The sequence below is a fragment of the Novosphingobium sp. 63-713 genome (assembly GCF_001898925.1).
Classification (GTDB): Bacteria; Pseudomonadota; Alphaproteobacteria; order Sphingomonadales; family Sphingomonadaceae; genus Novosphingobium.
This window is the reverse complement of sequence record NZ_MKVS01000047.1, coordinates 111,784-127,432: the sequence shown is the minus strand read 5'-3', so window position 1 is coordinate 127,432 and position 15,649 is coordinate 111,784. Positions and strand designations below refer to the sequence as shown.

Here is a 15,649-nt window from a genome sequence, read left to right as displayed (position 1 = left end):
TTTATGGTTGCAAAGCCTGTTGTGAACCGCCGATCAAGTTGATGTCCTGTTTGGACAGGATGATTGCGAAAGCGAAGAGGTAGACGCCCTTGAGGGTTTGTACATATCGCTCGCAATTCTTGACGAGCCTGCGGAAACGGGCAGCCCGGGCGAAGGATCGCTCGACGGCCCATCGGCGCGGGGGGCAGGACAAAGCCGCGTTTGGTTCCGGGCAGCTTGACGACTTTGAGGTCGATATAGCGGCTTGGGCGCTGGCAAGTTTGACGTGCAGCGCGAGCAGGTGTCCCTGCGTATCGACCGCGATGTGTCAGTGTGGGCAATCCTTCGATCAAGGTACAACCTGCGGCGCGGCAATGCCGGAGGAGGGAGCAATGAAAGCCATCACGGGGATTGGAAAGGATACCTGTTGAGTAGCGCCGAGAATTGACCCATGCTTTCCTCGCCTCCGGCTGACAGTCGGGAGGCATCGGAGTGATCGACATGGACCTACTCAGTGTGATCCGCCGCTGACATTTATGCTGCGCATAGCCTTCGGCCCGCCAAGGCATCCCCATTCGCGAGATCAAGCGGCGCACCGGCTTGTCGCGCAACACGATCCGCAAATATCTTCGGGCCGACGCGGTTGAACCGGTGTTCAAGGTACCCGCCCGGCCAAGCAAGCTGGCCCCTTTGCCGAGAAACTGACGGGTTGGCTGCGGGTAGAATCGGGCAAGTCGCGCAAACAGAAGCGGACGGCCAAGCAGCTTTACGCTGATCTCGTCGTGCTGGGGTATGATGGATCTTACTGTCGCGTGGCGGCCTTTACGCGGGACTGGAAGCGTGAGCGCCAGTATGAGCAGCAGACCAGCGGGCGCAGAACATTCGTGCCGCTGGCCTTCCAGCCTGGTGAAGCCTTCCAGTTCGATTGGAGCGAGGATTACGCTGTTCTGGGCGGCAAGCCGGTCAAGTTGCAGGTGGCCCACACCAAGTTTTCGCATAGCCGCGCTTTCATCGTGCGAGCCTACCTGCTGCAGACGCACGAGATGTTGTTTGACGCCCTGACGCAGGCATTCCGGGTACTGGGCGATGTGCCGCAACGCGGGATCTTTGATAATATGAAGACAGCGCCTTGAGTACCTTGCGCTCTGCATCGATGCGCGCGGCATGCCGTCGGTTCTGCCTGGCGACCTGGGCGTCAACGAACTCGCGCCAGGCCTCGAGGCTGACGAAATCGCGACTGTGCCGCTGGCGCAGGGCCTGATCGAGGCGCCTCTTGAGGGGACCGTGTGGACCTTCGATCGATCCGTTCTCGTGCGCCTCGCCTCGGTTGTTGCGGGTGGCAAGCATGCCGTAATGACGGCACAGTTCGTCATAGCTTCGGGTAAAATCCCGCTGCGCATCGGCGTCGAGGTTTTTGTAGGCGGCTGAATCGCTGCGGTGTTCGGCTGGTGCACCGCCCAGCTTCCACAACGCATCCTGCAGGTGCTCAGAAAGGGCGGCAAAGCTCTCCCCGCCAAGCACGACAGCCGCATGCTCCCAGCCACTCGCTGCCAGGCGGAAGTGGTAGAGGCGATAGGCCAAGGTCTCGCCGGCAACCGTGACCTTGAGACTGTCGCATACCGTGAAATCCGACAGGCCCTGCCGACCGGGCTCGTGATGCTGCGGGAAGAAGATCTCCTTCTTTCCGCCGTGCAGGGCCCGCCACCGGGCGATCCGGCGCTCCAGTGTTCGTCGTATAGCATCGGGAACAGCATCTTCGCCGAACTTGTCCTGGAACGTCTCGAAGACCGTGACGGCAATGATACCGTCGATCTGGAGCAACTCTTCGACACGTGGCCAGAATGGCTCGAGCGGATCGGCCCGGGTGCGCCAATGGCGCTCCTTCTTCTTCTGCGACGGAAGCTGAGGAGCGTTCTCGATCCGGCGTGCGCTGCGCTCGCTGATACCGGCCTTGGCAGCCGCGACGGCCTGGGTGTGTTGACGGCGATATGTCATGAAGAGGAATACCTGCCGATCGGAAATGTGGTGGCCCGGCATCACAAACCCATCGTTCCTTGTTCGATGAGTGTTCCGATACCACCGCCCGCCGCAGCCCCGATCAACCCCTGCAAAAAAGGGGATAGAAGATCGCCATCGGTTGTCTGGTCCGCTCTCCGGTCGGGGCTCCGCCCCTCCCTACGATCAGCCCAGACAACCGATCCTACCGGCCATTATAGTTGCCGCTCAACCGGCCATCGTAGTTGTCGCCGCGCAAGATAGCGGCCTTCACCGGATGGCTACGAGCCATCCCGGCCGACAGGGGATGCAAATATCAAAATTAATCCACTAGCGATCTCAGTGTAAAATCGTCGGCTGCCCCGACAAGCCCGGTAAGGCCGGACGACCAAAGATCGAAAATCGACGCATTCTCAAAGTGCTTCACCCACCCGCGCACAGGTCTCCTAAAACAACAGGCTGAGCCGCCGAACCACGTTCCCCATCGCGCCGGTGCTGGCGAGAGCTTGCGCGGCCGGCGGCCACGGTTCGGGTTGATCCCGGCATCACCGGTCAGTCGCCCCCGGATCCGATCGCGCAGTCCGTGACGTCCTGGCCCTCACACTCAGGCGCGGATCAGACTTGCACCTTGGAGTCCACGAAGCGCCCTTCGGCCATGCCATGCAGGATATAGTGGTGCAAAGGGTCCATGCCTGCCTCGGCAACATCAGGGTACTTGGCCAGATATGCCTCGCCGTCGAAGTGGTTCGTGCTTTGCAGCATGTGCGCTACGCGCTGGCGGCGCATTGAGGGGGGCATCATGCCCTTCAGCCCGGCGTTGGCATGTTCGATGATGCGGTAGAGCCGGCGCATCCAGTCCAACTGGCGGTCCTTGCGGCCGACGCGCTCTTCGGCTGCACGCAGTTCGCGGGCTTGCTGCTTGTTCTGGGCCTGAAGGATGGACAGCTGTTCCAGTGCCTGCGAGGCCTTGCCGTGGTATTCCAACGCATCGGCGCGCACCGCGGCGAGGGCCTGGTTGAGCGCTGCGATCTGCTCTTGCGCGTGGCGCGCTTCGTTCTTGCCTGTTTCGAGCCGGTCCAGAAGCATTTCGATATCTCTGTGCAGGCCCGCCTTCTGATCAAGCAGCACTGAAATTGCTTCGCGCTCCTGGCCATCGCTGTGACCCGCATCCTCGGGGACCGCGACGGAAACAGAACGAACGAGCCGATCAAGAAACACAGCCAGATCCGCAAGCGGGTGCTGTTCTTCCTGCCATTCGTCACGCAGCCGCTCAGTCTGTGCGCGCAGCACGTCAGGTTCGGTTTCCAAGCCTTTCAGCCGCGCAACACCGGCAAGAATGTGGCGGTTGGCTTTGCCGTATGCGTCGATCTGCTGCTGCCTGAATTCGGCAACCGCCCCCATGCGATCGATCGTGCGGCGGGCCTTTTCCAGTTCTGACTGGACCGCAGCCAGGCGGTTTTCCAGGATGCGGCGTTCGCCGGCAAGATCAAACACCCATCCATCGGCTTCCGTCAGCCGGGTCTGCAGGCGTTCCTGAACGGTCTGGAGTTCCTCAATCCGGCCCAGTAACTGGTCGCGTTCGCCGGTCAGGCCGTCAGCTCGTGACCACGCCTGCTCGATTTCTTCCTGACGTTGGCGCAGGTTGCTTTCCAGCGCCGCGATTTGCCCGGCAAGCTGGGCTTTTTCCGCAGCAGCTTCGGCTGCGGAGCGCGTTCCGTTCTGCTCCGTTTCGGCGAGCGCAGCGGAAAGGCGGGCGATTTCCTGAGACAGGGCTGTGTGTTGCTCACGCTCGAGGACAAGAGCGGCGCGCGCTTGGTCGAGCTGCGCGTTGCGTTCCTGTTCCGCAGCCGGATCCGACAGACTTTCGCAGCGCTGGCGCAGCTCGCTGATGAGCCGCATATCCTCGGTGCTCTCGCTTTCATTGTAGACCGCGCGCGATTGCCAGGTACGTGCGTTGAGCGCCGGGTAGCGGTGATAGACGAAGGCCGTGTTCAGCGGTTCCGCACTGGGTCCCTTGCGAAAGACGGCGACGAAATCGTTCCATACATCGCTGTGCCGATTTCCGATGAAGCTTTCGACAAGATCTATTTCCAGACCCTTTGACTTGGCATGTTCGGCCAGCGCCAGTCCGGCATCGGGATAAAAGCGCCAGCAATCGAGGGGATAGCGATGGACGGTGCCGTTGGATGGTGCATTCACATATATGTGGCCACCGGGCCGGGCAGCGCGGCACATGCGCAAGAACGTGTCCCAGAAGCGGATGTCATGTTCGAACACCGACGAGGCCATGACAAGATCGAAGCTGTTATCCTCAACCGGAAAATCAGAGCCCGGAGTGATGACGAGGTCTACCGAAGGCCCTTCTTCCAGATCCAGCCCGGTATATTGGGTGGTGGGTGCCGCGGCATCCCGAAGGCATCCGTTGACATTGAGTGAGCCTACTTCCAGGATCTTCGCGTTGGGAAGATCGCTGTAAGTGCGCATGACCAGTTCCCCGATCCGATACGCAGAATCGTGCATTTACGTCACTCCATTGCCGTCTTCCGGTCCCCCCGATGAACGGACCGGCAACTTTATGCGACTTTGCCCAAATGCCTCTTTCTTGCAAGGCTCTAGACACGAAAAAGCAGGAGGGGAAATCAATCACCCTCGACTGGAGTCTGCCTCCACTGGCGCAGTTGCCACTCGATCGTCCGCGCAACGCCTTCGCGAAATGGCGTCGTGGTCTTCCATCCCAGCAGCCTTTCCGCTTTGGCCGGATCAAGAATGTTGGAAGGTGTATCGGTAGCCCTGTCGGGGATGTGTTCGCGGATAATGCGTTGGCCCAGTGCCGCTTCCACCGCCTCTACGACCGCCAGGATCGAGCGCCCTTTTCCGCTGCCCACGTTCACCACATCGTTCAGCGGCTCGCGTTCGACCGCACGCACGATGGCATCGACTGTATCGTCGATGTAGAGGTAATCGCGTTCGTTCAGCCCATCGCCAAAAATGGTGATCGGCTGCTCCTGCCGGTATTTTTGCAGGATTGTGCCGATAAGCCCCTGCCCGCCCACGCCGGTTTGGCCCGGGCCGTAGGGATTGGCCACGCGAAGGATGTTGAACCCCATTGTGGTCCCCCGGCACAGCATCCGCAAATACTGTTCGGTAAACAGCTTGGTCAGTCCATACGAATTGAGCGGCAGGGTAGGATGATCTTCCGTGATCGGCACTGTCCGGGGATAGCCATAGACCGTCCCGCCCGACGATAGGAATGTGAATGATCGCACTCCCGACACGATACATGAATTTATGAAGCTCACATGCGGGATGATATTGCTGTGTATGTCCGGAACGACCTTGTTGTTACCGATCGCGGCATTGGATGAATTGATCAGCTGCACCACATGGGTAATGCCGAACAGCTTGCGATGGGCTTCGATATCGTCGTGCAGATCGACCAAGCGCATTTCTACCCGATCGCCGAACTTCTCCTCAAAATCGCGAGGGAAATGACGGCCAAAGCATACCGTGCTGTAACCCTGGGCCAGCAAGGCCGCGGTAAGATGGCGACCGATAAAGCCGTTGGCGCCGAAAACTCCTACAATAGTCATTTCTTCCTCGATTTCAGCCGCAGGCCGAGTATTAAAAGCCGTTGCAGGAGAATACCACAGAGTCCGATTGCCTCATGTTCGAGACAGCGAAAGTGGCGCTTTTCCTGTCGTAGGCAGTTTCGCGCAAAATACCTTCGCTTCGCGTGAGACTGGATGCGAAGCAGGCCCATCCATTAGGCGCCTCGGCCGAAAATCCAATCATGACAGTGCCGGCTGCGCAATCGCGGGCCATAGCGAAGGATCCGGCCGCTTGGCCTCCCCGCCGGTCGCCCACGGCGCAGCTGCCCGAGATCGACGGCGGCCCGCCCGATGCGATGGTAGCTGGCGCTGAAATTGCATCGCGCTCCACTTTGAGCGCCGGCGTTCCTCCTGCCGGTCCCACTTCGATCAATACGGCATCATCGGCCATGATCAGCTTTCCCGCCCCGGCCCTGCGCGCAGTCGAAAAGACACGCCACGAGGGCCTGCCCGGTGCGCCATACCAGGAAAGGGCATATTGGGCTGGCAATGCCACGGCATCTGCGGCCCCGTCGACCACTTCGATGGACTTGTCCCCAAACAGGATGCCCAGGCGATAGCTCGCCCCGTTATTGAGGATCGATATCGGATTGGTACAGCTTTGCGGCTCTCCCATCCCGATGCCGCAATCGACCCGGAGATTGTTCAGCAACTGTTGTGGATTGAAATTGTAGGGATCTGCAAAAGGGGCCGGATTTCCTTCATTCTGAATGGAATTCTCATCATTGATAAGCAGGCGGAAAGCCGTTTTTCCGCGTGGGACATAACCCTCGGAATATTGCGCCCAGTGCAGGTGGGGCCGGTCGCTGTCAGCGACCACGAGGTTGATGCTGCCGATGACGTTTTCCGCCCGCGCGCTGCGATTGTCGCTCGAGCGCGCACCGAAAAACGCCCCGTAATTGCCGGTCGTGGACAATGAATAAAGCTGTACTATCCCACTCAAATCCGTGCCTGGGACATAGCGGTTGGCCCATGTCTCGCCTTCGCGGGAGGCCGCACCGAACAGGCCCGTCCTTGCTCCTATGGTATTGACCAGAAGATTGCTCGAACGATCGAAACGCTGCTGGTTGGTCTGCCTCGAGATTGCGGGATAAAGGTCAGTTCCGATCACGATCGCTTCGCGTTCTTTCGCTTCGGCGGGGACTGGCCCTTCATCGGCCCGTGCCGGAGCCGAAAATCCGGTCATGAGGATGCCGCAGGCCAGCGCCGCCACCTCCAGAGCCTGGCTTTTGCAACGGTGCTTCATTGTGGGCAGGCAGATCATGAAGGTAAACTCCGGCAATACGTTGCGTGCAGGTGCCCGGGGCTATACGGGGCACGCAGCTGTTTGCACGCGGTGGCTTGTCCTTGCGTTGTTGGCCAACCGTCACATCACACATTTTCATGAGTATGTCCTGTAGCTGCGGCGGATGCATTGACCAAGACTCTAATTGAAAATAGCGTGGATCAAAATAGCTCGACGAAACATAGTGATGTAATCATTCATCTATTATCATCAAAATTTTCCTGGAGTAAGCATGCAATTTTCTAATAATCAGGAAGATGGCGTACTTGGCAAGCTAAGTGCACGCCAAAGAGAAATCGCATATGCAAATTTTGATGAAAATTACTATAAAGTGTGCAATCCAGACCTTGAAGTTGACGGGGTGGATTTACTTTCCCATTACCTGCAAGTAGGCTGGAGGCAGGGTAGAAATCCCAACGCATCTTTTCGCACATTGGAATACTTACTTCGCAATCCACACCTGATCGGTGCGCAGCAGCATCCGCTTTTTCACCATCTGTTCGGGGGGGAAAGCTCCGGGATGGTCGAACCTCCCGTTGCCGTTGCGGATGTAGCCGATCTGCCGCCGGTGCCTGACCTGCCCGCGCCAAACCAATCTGGCCTGGATATCCAGGTCGCAACGGCTGTGCCTATTGCGCCGATCACCCCGCTTTCCGAGGATGAAGCCCTGCGCGGGCTGATCCCACACGAAATCCGCCGCCTGCGTGAGGAATTTGACGAAGCCTACTACCTTGAACAGTACCCTGAAATCCGGATTTCAGGCGCTGACCCGTTCATGCACTACATGACGCTGGGGTGGCTGGAGCGGCGTAACCCATGCGGCGATTTCTCGACCAAGTTCTATCTTGATCTCCACTCCGACATCGCCGCTTCGGGGATGAACCCGTTCGTCCACTGGGTATTGCATGGCAAAGTGGAAGGACGTGCAGCGATATCCTTCCGCCAGATGCTGGCAAAAAGGCGCTATGCCCCCAAGGTTTCGGCGATCGTTCCCAATTACAACCATGCCCGGTTCCTGGCGAAGCGGCTCGACTCCATCCTCGCCCAGACGTATCCCAATATCGAGATCACCGTTCTTGACGACTGCTCAAGCGACAACAGCCGTGAAGTCATTGACGGTTATGTCGAGCGATACCCCGGTCGTATCAAGAAAATGTACAACGAGGTCAATTCGGGCGGCGTCTTCAAACAATGGAGCAAAGGCGTCAGCAGCGCGGACGGGGAACTGGTCTGGATTTGCGAAAGCGACGACTTCTGCGAACCGGACTTTGTGGAAAAACTGGTCCCGTTCTTTGCCGACGACAGCGTGCAGATGGCCTTCGGGCGCATTCTTGAAACCGACATCGAGGGCGAGCCCAACCTCTGGCTCGACACATACCGCGAACGCACAGAGGCGGGGATATGGGACACATCGCTGGTCCGTCCTGCGGCGGACTGGTTCGCTCACAGTTTCGGAATCAGCAACGTGATCGCCAACGTGGGCGGCTGCCTGTTCCGACGCCAGCCCATTCCCCTGCACGTCTGGCAGGAGGCTGCCACCTATCGCGTGGTAGGTGACTGGTACCTGTATCTGCAGATCGCCGGCGGGGGCCAGATCGCGTGGGAACCCGAGGCGGTATCCTATTTTCGCCGTCATGGGGGAAATACCTCGTCCAATTCCTTTACCGGCCCAGGCTTCTACAATGAACTTGAACGGTTTATGATAGAGCTGCGCAAAACATGGGATGTGCCTTATGTCACGGTAGAGAAATTTTATCACTTTATTAAAGAACAATATGAACATTTCTCTCTTTATTCGAAAATCGGAGATTTAAATCTTCATTGCAACCTTGAAAAAATGCTGTCCTCTAAACGAGAGAAAGGTCACATCTTACTTGCAATGCTTGGATTTGTTCCAGGTGGTGGTGAGAATTTTCCGATCCAGCTGGCAAACAGTCTCGTAGAAGCAGGATGGATCGTTTCGCTGCTCATATTCGAAAGCGAAGAAGTCAACGAGCACATGCGTGTGTCTCTCAACCCTGCAGTGTCGGTTTACGACGCCGCATGGGTCACCGAATACGGCTGCGCACGCTTCATTCGCGAAGCCGGTGTGTCCTTGATCCATTCCCACACGGTCGGTGCCGAAATGCGCTTCTATGACATGTGGAATCTGGATCCCGATGTACCCTACGTGGTGACACTGCACGGCTCCTACGAATGTTCGGACCTCCCGCCCGACCTGATGAATCGCATCACGCAATCGGTCGATCATTTCGTCTACACCGCGGACAAGAACCTGCTGCCGCTGGAAGGCCAGGGCATCCCTGCGGACAGCCTCACCAAGATGGCCAACGCCATGCCGATCGATCCACTGCCCTATCCCCAGACCCGCGCGGAAATGGGTATCGATGAGAATACGATCGTATTCACGCTGGTCGCCCGCGGCATCAAGCGTAAAGGCTGGCGCACCGCGATCGAGGCATTCCGCCTGATCCGCAAGCGCAACCCGGGGCGTGCGATGCACCTGTGCCTTGTCGGCGAAGGCGAAGAGCCGGATCGTCACCGCAAGAAATACGATAACGATCCCGATATCAGCTTCCTGGGCTATCAGGCCCGCATCCACGGTCTGTACCGGATCAGCGACGTCGCGATCGTGCCAACCCGGTTCGCCGGCGAATCCTATCCGCTGTGCATCATCCAGGCGCTACAGGTGGGAACGCCGGTGGTCGCCAGCGATGTCGGCGAGATCAGCAACATGCTCGAAAACGAAGCCGGGGAGCGGGGTGGCATCATCGTCAAGGCGGTTCGGGATACCGATCAGTTCATTGCCAACTTCGCAAAAGCGATGGAAGCGATCCTCGATGCCCGCCTTCGCGGGGAACTGGCCAGAAATGCGCAGGAACTGGGTCGCAAGTACGATATGGGGCCGTTGGTCGAAGTCTATGGCGGCCTTTACGCAAGGATACTGGACAAGCCGGTCCCTGCAGTGACGCTGGCGGCCTGACGCTTCGCAAAGCCCCGTCTGCGCCGCGTGTGCATCGGCGCAGACGGCCAAGACCGTTCAAAACCTTGCGAGCCAGCCCCGGCCCCTCTTCCCCGGCCTTTCCACCTTTTCTCCCAGATAGGTGTTGGGCCGGGACTGGCCGTCGGCGATCGACCTGAGACTGCGCAGATCGAGCCTCCCCAGTGCCTCGTCGAAAAAGGCGGGGGTGTAATAGATGCAATCGTCGAAATAATAGTGCGTCACCTGCGACCAGCGGGTCAGGCGCGGGTCTTTCTGGTGGCTGCCGCCGTGGAGCAGATTGGCGGTCCAGATCAGCGCCTGTCCCTTGCGCGCAAGGAACATCTCCTCAATGGCGCCATAGGCCTTGCGCAACGCCTGCCAGCCTTGCGCAAAGGGGTCCTGCGCGGAATTGAGCGTGCTGTCGTGGCCGCGACGGCCGATCATGCTGTTGGTCAGCGGCGGCCAGCGGTGGGAGCCGGGCAAGTAGAACAGCGGCCCCGCCTCCGGCCCGATATCCTCCATCGCCAGCCACACGCCACACATGAACCGTTCGGGCAGGCTGGAGAAATGCACCGCATCGGTATGCGCCTCCTGCTGCGTGCCGACCGGAAAGTTCAGCGTCTGAAACGGAAAGGCGGAGCGGCCGTACAACTTGCCCAGAAGGTCCAGCATCGTCTGGTTCGCGGCGATCGCGCGCACGTCCTCGTCGAATTTCCAGGCATCCTGGATGCGGCGCTCGCCTTGCGTCTTGTCGCTGTCGGGATCGGCAAAATCGATGCCAGCGTAGCGCGGCCCCAGGTTAGCCTTAATTCGTTCTATCCGCGCGTCGATCCCGGCATCGGGAAAATCGAGCACCGCATAGCCGCGCTCGTTGAGGTCCCTGGCGATCCGTTCTTCGTCCGCCGTCAGGCCCATGGCCCCGCGCTGCATGGCGAAAAGCGGGGATTCAATCAGCGGAGTGCCGGGTAAGGGATTAGTCAAGATGGTCAATGTTGTCCTTGTTGCACGCAATGCGTGGCAGCCTTGGTACAGGGCCGCCTCGTGGATTGATTTTGACATTTGCATCCCCTGTCGGCCGGGATGGCTCCGCAAATGTCAAAATCGTAAAATCCATTAGGCGGCGTGGACAAATTTGAGCCAGTATCTGGCGGTGGCGAGATGAACCATGCCGAGGAAACTGTTGGCAAGCTGGTCGTATCGGGTTGCGATGGCGCGGTTGATCTTGAGGTGGCCGAACATGCGCTCGATGCGATTGCGCTGCCTGTAGAGCGCCCGATCATGCTCGATCTTCACGCGACGGTTTGATCGACCAGGGATGACCGCCTTGATCTTGCGTTCGGCAAGATCGGCGCGGATGGCATCGGCATCATAGCCTTTGTCGGCAGGAAAGCGTGCGGAGCCTGTTCTGGCAGGTCGATCAAATCATCATATGCCTTGCAATCTGCCGCCTCGCCGCCTGCCAGGTGGAAGGCGACTGGTCGTCCAAGGGCGGCAACCACACAAGTTTACTGGTGAACCCGCCCCGCGAGCGGCCAAGAGCGCGTCGACGAGTCCCCCTTTTCCGCCCGCTGCCGAGACATGGGCGCGGACTGTGGTGCTGTCGATGCTGTAATGGCCGCTGTCGGCCATGATCTCGGCCAACGTCACGGCGGCGGCCTCCCAGACCCCGGCCTCACTCCACCGCCGGAGCCGCCGATAGATGGTGTTCCAACTTCCATATTTGGGCGGGACATCACGCCACGGTGCGCCGCAGCGGAGCCGCCAGAGGATGCCATTGATGATTGAGCGGTTCTGCTCGGGCAGCCTGCCGCGACCACGGTTCTCAGGTTCGATTGGTAGCAAGTCCTTCAAGACGCGCCACTCCGCTTCGGTAAGATCGCCCCGGCTCAAGCCCACCTCCAAAAAGCAGCCTTGAATCAACCATTCCGTTCCGCGTCAACTGCAACGCGTCTGGCTGCTGACAGCAGATGTTGTTATGAACTGACGTGATATGACACAAACGATGCACATGGACGACGAATATTGCGACTGCGTTGTGCATGGGCATCAGCCCATCACCTTCGTGTGCACCCATATTGTTGGTTGCGTATCGCCCGAGACACCGGGATTTGTCTCATTTCCGTCGGAAGATGAAAATGACCTTCGGGATGCATGGTGCGAGGCCTGTGACTCGTATCTGCAAGAAAACGGTGGTGAGTGGACCGAAGGGACTGTGGAAGCTCCCGGCGGCATCACCATCATCTGCGCCGAGTGTTATCGCCAACGCGAGAGGGATGCGAGGCTCGCCGGGCGAAGGGTAATTCGACAGAACTAAATTTGACCACGCCGCCTAGCCATAAGCGCATCGCACCATTATAGACAATGGTCATGGATTTATCTGTTTCTCCTGTTCGTTTGATAAAGCCGCGCCGTCATGGCGATGCGCGTGGCTGGTTTACCGAGGTTTATTCCGAGCCTGCGTTTGCCGAGTTGGGCATTACCTGCCGCTTTGTACAGGACAATCACTCGCTCTCGGTGCCGGCCTTTACCCTGCGTGGCCTGCATTTTCAGACGCCCCCCCGGGGCCAAGACAAGCTGGTGCGCTGCATTCGCGGGCGCATTTTCGATGTGGCGGTCGATGTGCGGGCGGGCTCACCCACCTATGGCCAGTGGGTGGGGGCGGAACTGTCGGCACAGAACGGGCATCAACTGTTCATCCCCATCGGCTTTGCTCACGGTTTCCTGACGCTGGAGACCGATTGCGAGGTTACCTACAAATGCTCTGACACTTATGCGCCAGCGCATGATGGCGGCATCCGCTGGGATGATCCGGCGATCGGCATTGACTGGCCGCTGCCTTCGGGCGCCGTGCCCGAAACCTCGCCCAAAGATGGCGTGCAGCCCTTGCTGGCTGACTTTGCCAGCCCCTTTACCTATAATGGCCGCCCGCTCTTGCCGCTGGCCTAAGGAGAATCCATGCGCATTTTCGTGACCGGCGGCGCCGGCTTCATCGGCTCGGCGCTGGTGCGCCACCTCATCGCCAATACCGCGCATGAGGTGCTCAATTTCGACAAGCTGACCTATGCCGGCTCGCTGACCACGGTGGAGGAAGTGGCTGCCAGCCCGCGCTACCGCTTCGTGCAGGGCGATATTTGCGACGCGGCCGCCGTGCGTGCCGCGATTGCCGAGTTCCGCCCCGATGTCATCACGCATCTCGCCGCCGAAAGCCATGTCGACCGCTCGATCGACGGGCCGGGAGCCTTCATCCACACCAACATCGTGGGCACCTACACGATGCTGGCCGAGGCGCGCGGCTATTGGCAGGGGCTGGACGAGGCCGCCAAAGCTGCCTTCCGCTTCCATCATATCTCGACCGACGAGGTCTACGGCTCACTGGGCGCCACCGGCCTCTTCACCGAGGAAACGCCCTATGATCCCCGCTCGCCCTATTCGTCCTCGAAGGCGGGGTCGGACCATCTGGTCAGCGCCTGGGGCCACACTTATGGGCTGCCGGTGCTCATCACCAATTGCTCGAACAATTACGGGCCTTACCATTTCCCTGAAAAGCTCATTCCGCTGATGGTGGTGAAGGCCTTGGCTGGCGAGCCGCTTCCCATCTACGGCAAGGGCGACCAGATCCGCGACTGGCTTTACGTGGAGGACCATGTCCGCGCGTTGCAGGTGGTGTTCGAGCGCGGCCGGCCCGGGCGCACTTACAACATCGGCGGCCATAATGAGCGGCAGAACATCGAAGTGGTGCGCGCGGTGTGCGCTCTGCTTGATCAATGGCGCCCACGTGCCGATGGCGCCAGCTACGCCACGCAGATCACCTCGGTGGCTGACCGGCCCGGCCATGACCAGCGCTATGCTATCGACGCCACCCGCATCGGCGAGGAGCTGGGCTGGCACCCTGAGGAGAGCTTCGAGACCGGTATCGCCAAGACGGTGCGCTGGTATTTGGACAATGAGGCCTGGTGGCAGGCGATTGTCGCCCAGCACAAAGCCGACCAGCGGCGCGGACTGGCGGCATGACCAGCGCTGTGCTGGTGACGGGGGGCACGGGCCAGTTGGGCCAGGCGCTGGCGCGCGCCGCCTGGCCAGCGGGCTGGCAGCCCCATGTCGTCACCCGCGCCGATCTTGATCTGGCTGATCCGGCTGCCATTGCCGCCATGGTCGCGAGCCGGCCATGGGCGGCGGTGATCAACGCCGGCGCTTATACTGGCGTTGACAAGGCCGAGAGCGACCAGCTTACCGCCTGGCAGGTTAATGCGCTGGCCCCAGCCGCGCTGGCCTCCGCTTGCGCTGAAGCTGGGATCGCATTGGTGCAGGTGTCGACCGATTATGTCTTCGCTGGCAACAAGGAGGGCGCTTGGGATGTGGATGACCCGGTGGCGCCTTTGGGCGTTTACGGCGCCTCTAAGTTGGGGGGCGAACTGGCGGTGCGCACCAGCGGCGCGCGCTACGCCATTGTGCGCACCGCCTGGGTGGTCAGTGCCGATGGGCACAATTTCGTAAAGACCATGTTGCGCCTGGCCGCCGCCCGCGATGAACTGAGCGTGGTTGATGATCAGATCGGCAGCCCGACGAGCGCCGATGACCTGGCCGCCGCGCTCATCACTGTCGCCGTACGGCTGGCAGGCGATGCTGCGGCAAGCGGTACCTATCATTTCAGCAATGCCGGCGCGGTCAGCTGGGCGGGCTTTGCGGCGGAAATCTTCCGCCAGTCGGCCTTGCGTGGCGGGCCATCGGCGCAGGTGGTGCCTATTGCCACCGCGCAATACCCAACGCCTGCGCGCCGGCCAACAAATTCCCAACTCTCGCACCGCGCCATTGGCGGGACCTTTGGTATAGCCCCGCGCCCTTGGCAGATAGCGCTCGCCGACATTCTCGACGCACTCATAGACCCATTGGATAGGATACCCGCGTGAAAGGCATTATTCTGGCTGGCGGCTCTGGCACGCGGCTGCACCCGGCAACGCTGGCGGTGAACAAGCAGCTTCTGCCCGTCTATGACAAGCCGATGATCTATTATCCGGTCTCGGTGCTGATGCTGGCGGGTATCCGCGAGATTCTTATCATCTCCAGCCCGGAATTTCTGGGTAATTACCAAAAGCTGTTTGGCGATGGCAGCGCGCTGGGTCTCACCATGTCCTATGCCGAGCAACCCCGCCCCGAGGGCCTCGCCCAAGCCTTCACTATCGGCGCCGATTTTATTGGCGATGACAATGTGGCGCTGGTGTTAGGCGATAACATCTTCTTTGGCGCGCATCTTTCCGACCTCTTGGCCAGTGCGGTGGCCCGCAAACAGGGCGCGACGGTTTTCTCCTATCATGTGGAAGACCCCGAGCGTTATGGCGTGGTGGAACTGTCGGCTGACGGTCGCGCGCTGAGCCTGGAAGAAAAGCCGGCGAGCCCCAAATCAAACTGCGCGGTGACCGGCCTGTATTTCTACGACAACCGGGTAGTTGGCTATGCCCGCACGCTAAAACCCAGCGTGCGCGGCGAGCTTGAGATCACCGACATCAACCGCCTCTACATGGAAGCGGGCGACCTGTACGTCGAGCAGATGGGGCGCGGCTATGCCTGGCTAGACACCGGCACCCATGACAGCCTTCTGGAAGCGGGCGAGTTTGTGCGCGTCATCCAGCACCGCCAGGGCGTCCAGATCGCCTGCCTTGAGGAAATCGCATACCAAAAGGGCTTCATCACCGCCGATATGGCCCGCGAAACCGGCGAGCGTTTCAAAAAAACCGCCTATGGCCGCGCCATATTGCGGGCGGTAGGCGAGGTAGGGCTCTGAGGCCCCGCCGGGTTAACCGC

The 15,649-nt window shown here is 59.9% G+C and carries 10 protein-coding genes and 4 pseudogenes; 7 read left to right on the top strand and 7 right to left on the bottom strand.

The genetic code is table 11. From position 1 onward, the window contains the following. Window position 1: 1 nt before the first annotated feature. Window positions 2–236, bottom strand: a pseudogene (locus tag BGP00_RS18995) (IS5/IS1182 family transposase); the annotation flags it as partial. A 244-nt stretch (window positions 237–480) separates the two neighbouring features. Between BGP00_RS18995 and istA (BGP00_RS18990) the strand changes: the two are divergent. Further along, window positions 481–1,106, top strand: a pseudogene (gene istA / locus BGP00_RS18990) (IS21 family transposase); the annotation flags it as partial. Here the strand turns inward: istA (BGP00_RS18990) and istA (BGP00_RS18985) are convergent. The 4 genes and pseudogenes from istA (BGP00_RS18985) to BGP00_RS18970 form a co-directional block, all read right to left on the bottom strand. Further along, window positions 1,102–1,974 (bottom strand): annotated as a pseudogene (gene istA / locus BGP00_RS18985) (IS21 family transposase); the annotation flags it as partial. The pseudogenes istA (BGP00_RS18990) and istA (BGP00_RS18985) sit on opposite strands and share 5 nt — an antisense overlap. Before the next feature lie 615 nt (window positions 1,975–2,589). Continuing rightward, window positions 2,590–4,494, bottom strand: coding sequence for a methyltransferase domain-containing protein (locus BGP00_RS18980; protein ID WP_292688151.1), 1,905 nt, complete (start codon window positions 4,492–4,494; stop codon window positions 2,590–2,592). Window positions 4,495–4,613: 119 nt separating this feature from the next. Then, on the bottom strand, window positions 4,614–5,564 hold the full coding sequence (locus BGP00_RS18975) for an NAD-dependent epimerase/dehydratase family protein (RefSeq protein ID WP_292688150.1): 951 nt from the start codon (window positions 5,562–5,564) through the stop codon (window positions 4,614–4,616). A gap of 31 nt (window positions 5,565–5,595) precedes the next feature. Next, entirely contained in the window at window positions 5,596–6,846 is a 1,251-nt protein-coding gene (locus tag BGP00_RS18970) for a hypothetical protein (protein ID WP_292688148.1), read from the bottom strand. Between the two features lie 253 nt (window positions 6,847–7,099). Between BGP00_RS18970 and BGP00_RS18965 the strand changes: the two genes are divergently transcribed. Further along, on the top strand, window positions 7,100–9,850 hold the full coding sequence (locus BGP00_RS18965; RefSeq protein WP_292688146.1) for a glycosyltransferase: 2,751 nt from the start codon (window positions 7,100–7,102) through the stop codon (window positions 9,848–9,850). Between the two features lie 57 nt (window positions 9,851–9,907). Here BGP00_RS18965 and BGP00_RS18960 read toward each other — a convergent pair whose 3' ends face one another. Both BGP00_RS18960 and BGP00_RS18955 read right to left on the bottom strand, forming a co-directional pair. After that, window positions 9,908–10,831 carry a phytanoyl-CoA dioxygenase family protein gene (locus tag BGP00_RS18960; protein WP_292689187.1) on the bottom strand — a complete coding sequence of 308 codons (924 nt, stop codon included), beginning with the start codon at window positions 10,829–10,831 and terminating at the stop codon, window positions 9,908–9,910. A 132-nt stretch (window positions 10,832–10,963) separates the two neighbouring features. After that, a pseudogene (locus BGP00_RS18955) lies at window positions 10,964–11,740 on the bottom strand (IS5 family transposase). 118 nt (window positions 11,741–11,858) lie between these two features. Here BGP00_RS18955 and BGP00_RS18950 point away from each other — a divergent pair. The 5 genes from BGP00_RS18950 to rfbA are packed head-to-tail and all read left to right on the top strand — an operon-like array spanning window position 11,859 to window position 15,629. After that, entirely contained in the window at window positions 11,859–12,164 is a 306-nt protein-coding gene (locus BGP00_RS18950; RefSeq protein WP_292688144.1) for a hypothetical protein, read from the top strand. A 53-nt stretch (window positions 12,165–12,217) separates the two neighbouring features. Further along, on the top strand, window positions 12,218–12,796 hold the full coding sequence (rfbC, locus tag BGP00_RS18945; RefSeq protein WP_292688143.1) for a dTDP-4-dehydrorhamnose 3,5-epimerase: 579 nt from the start codon (window positions 12,218–12,220) through the stop codon (window positions 12,794–12,796). Window positions 12,797–12,805: 9 nt separating this feature from the next. Continuing rightward, window positions 12,806–13,861, top strand: a complete 1,056-nt coding sequence (rfbB, locus tag BGP00_RS18940) for a dTDP-glucose 4,6-dehydratase (protein ID WP_292688141.1) — start codon at window positions 12,806–12,808, stop codon at window positions 13,859–13,861. Then, a complete protein-coding gene (gene rfbD / locus BGP00_RS18935; protein WP_292688140.1) occupies window positions 13,858–14,757 on the top strand; it encodes a dTDP-4-dehydrorhamnose reductase in 900 nt (299 codons plus the stop codon). Before rfbB ends, rfbD begins: the two co-directional genes overlap by 4 nt. Continuing rightward, complete coding sequence (gene rfbA / locus BGP00_RS18930; RefSeq protein ID WP_292688139.1) at window positions 14,754–15,629, top strand: glucose-1-phosphate thymidylyltransferase RfbA; 876 nt, start codon at window positions 14,754–14,756, stop codon at window positions 15,627–15,629. Before rfbD ends, rfbA begins: the two co-directional genes overlap by 4 nt. The last annotated feature ends 20 nt before the right edge of the window (window positions 15,630–15,649 follow it).

Bases quoted from the DNA above. Each gene is read 5' to 3' on its own strand.
- BGP00_RS18965 (WP_292688146.1), top strand. From the start codon at position 7,100: ATGCAATTTTCTAATAATCAGGAAGATGGCGTACTTGGCAAGCTAAGT.
- rfbB (WP_292688141.1), top strand. From the start codon at position 12,806: ATGCGCATTTTCGTGACCGGCGGCGCCGGCTTCATCGGCTCGGCGCTG.
- rfbD (WP_292688140.1), top strand. From the start codon at position 13,858: ATGACCAGCGCTGTGCTGGTGACGGGGGGCACGGGCCAGTTGGGCCAG.
- BGP00_RS18980 (WP_292688151.1), bottom strand. From the start codon at position 4,494: ATGCACGATTCTGCGTATCGGATCGGGGAACTGGTCATGCGCACTTAC.
- BGP00_RS18970 (WP_292688148.1), bottom strand. From the start codon at position 6,846: ATGATCTGCCTGCCCACAATGAAGCACCGTTGCAAAAGCCAGGCTCTG.
- BGP00_RS18950 (WP_292688144.1), top strand. From the start codon at position 11,859: ATGGACGACGAATATTGCGACTGCGTTGTGCATGGGCATCAGCCCATC.
- BGP00_RS18975 (WP_292688150.1), bottom strand. From the start codon at position 5,564: ATGACTATTGTAGGAGTTTTCGGCGCCAACGGCTTTATCGGTCGCCAT.
- rfbC (WP_292688143.1), top strand. From the start codon at position 12,218: ATGGATTTATCTGTTTCTCCTGTTCGTTTGATAAAGCCGCGCCGTCAT.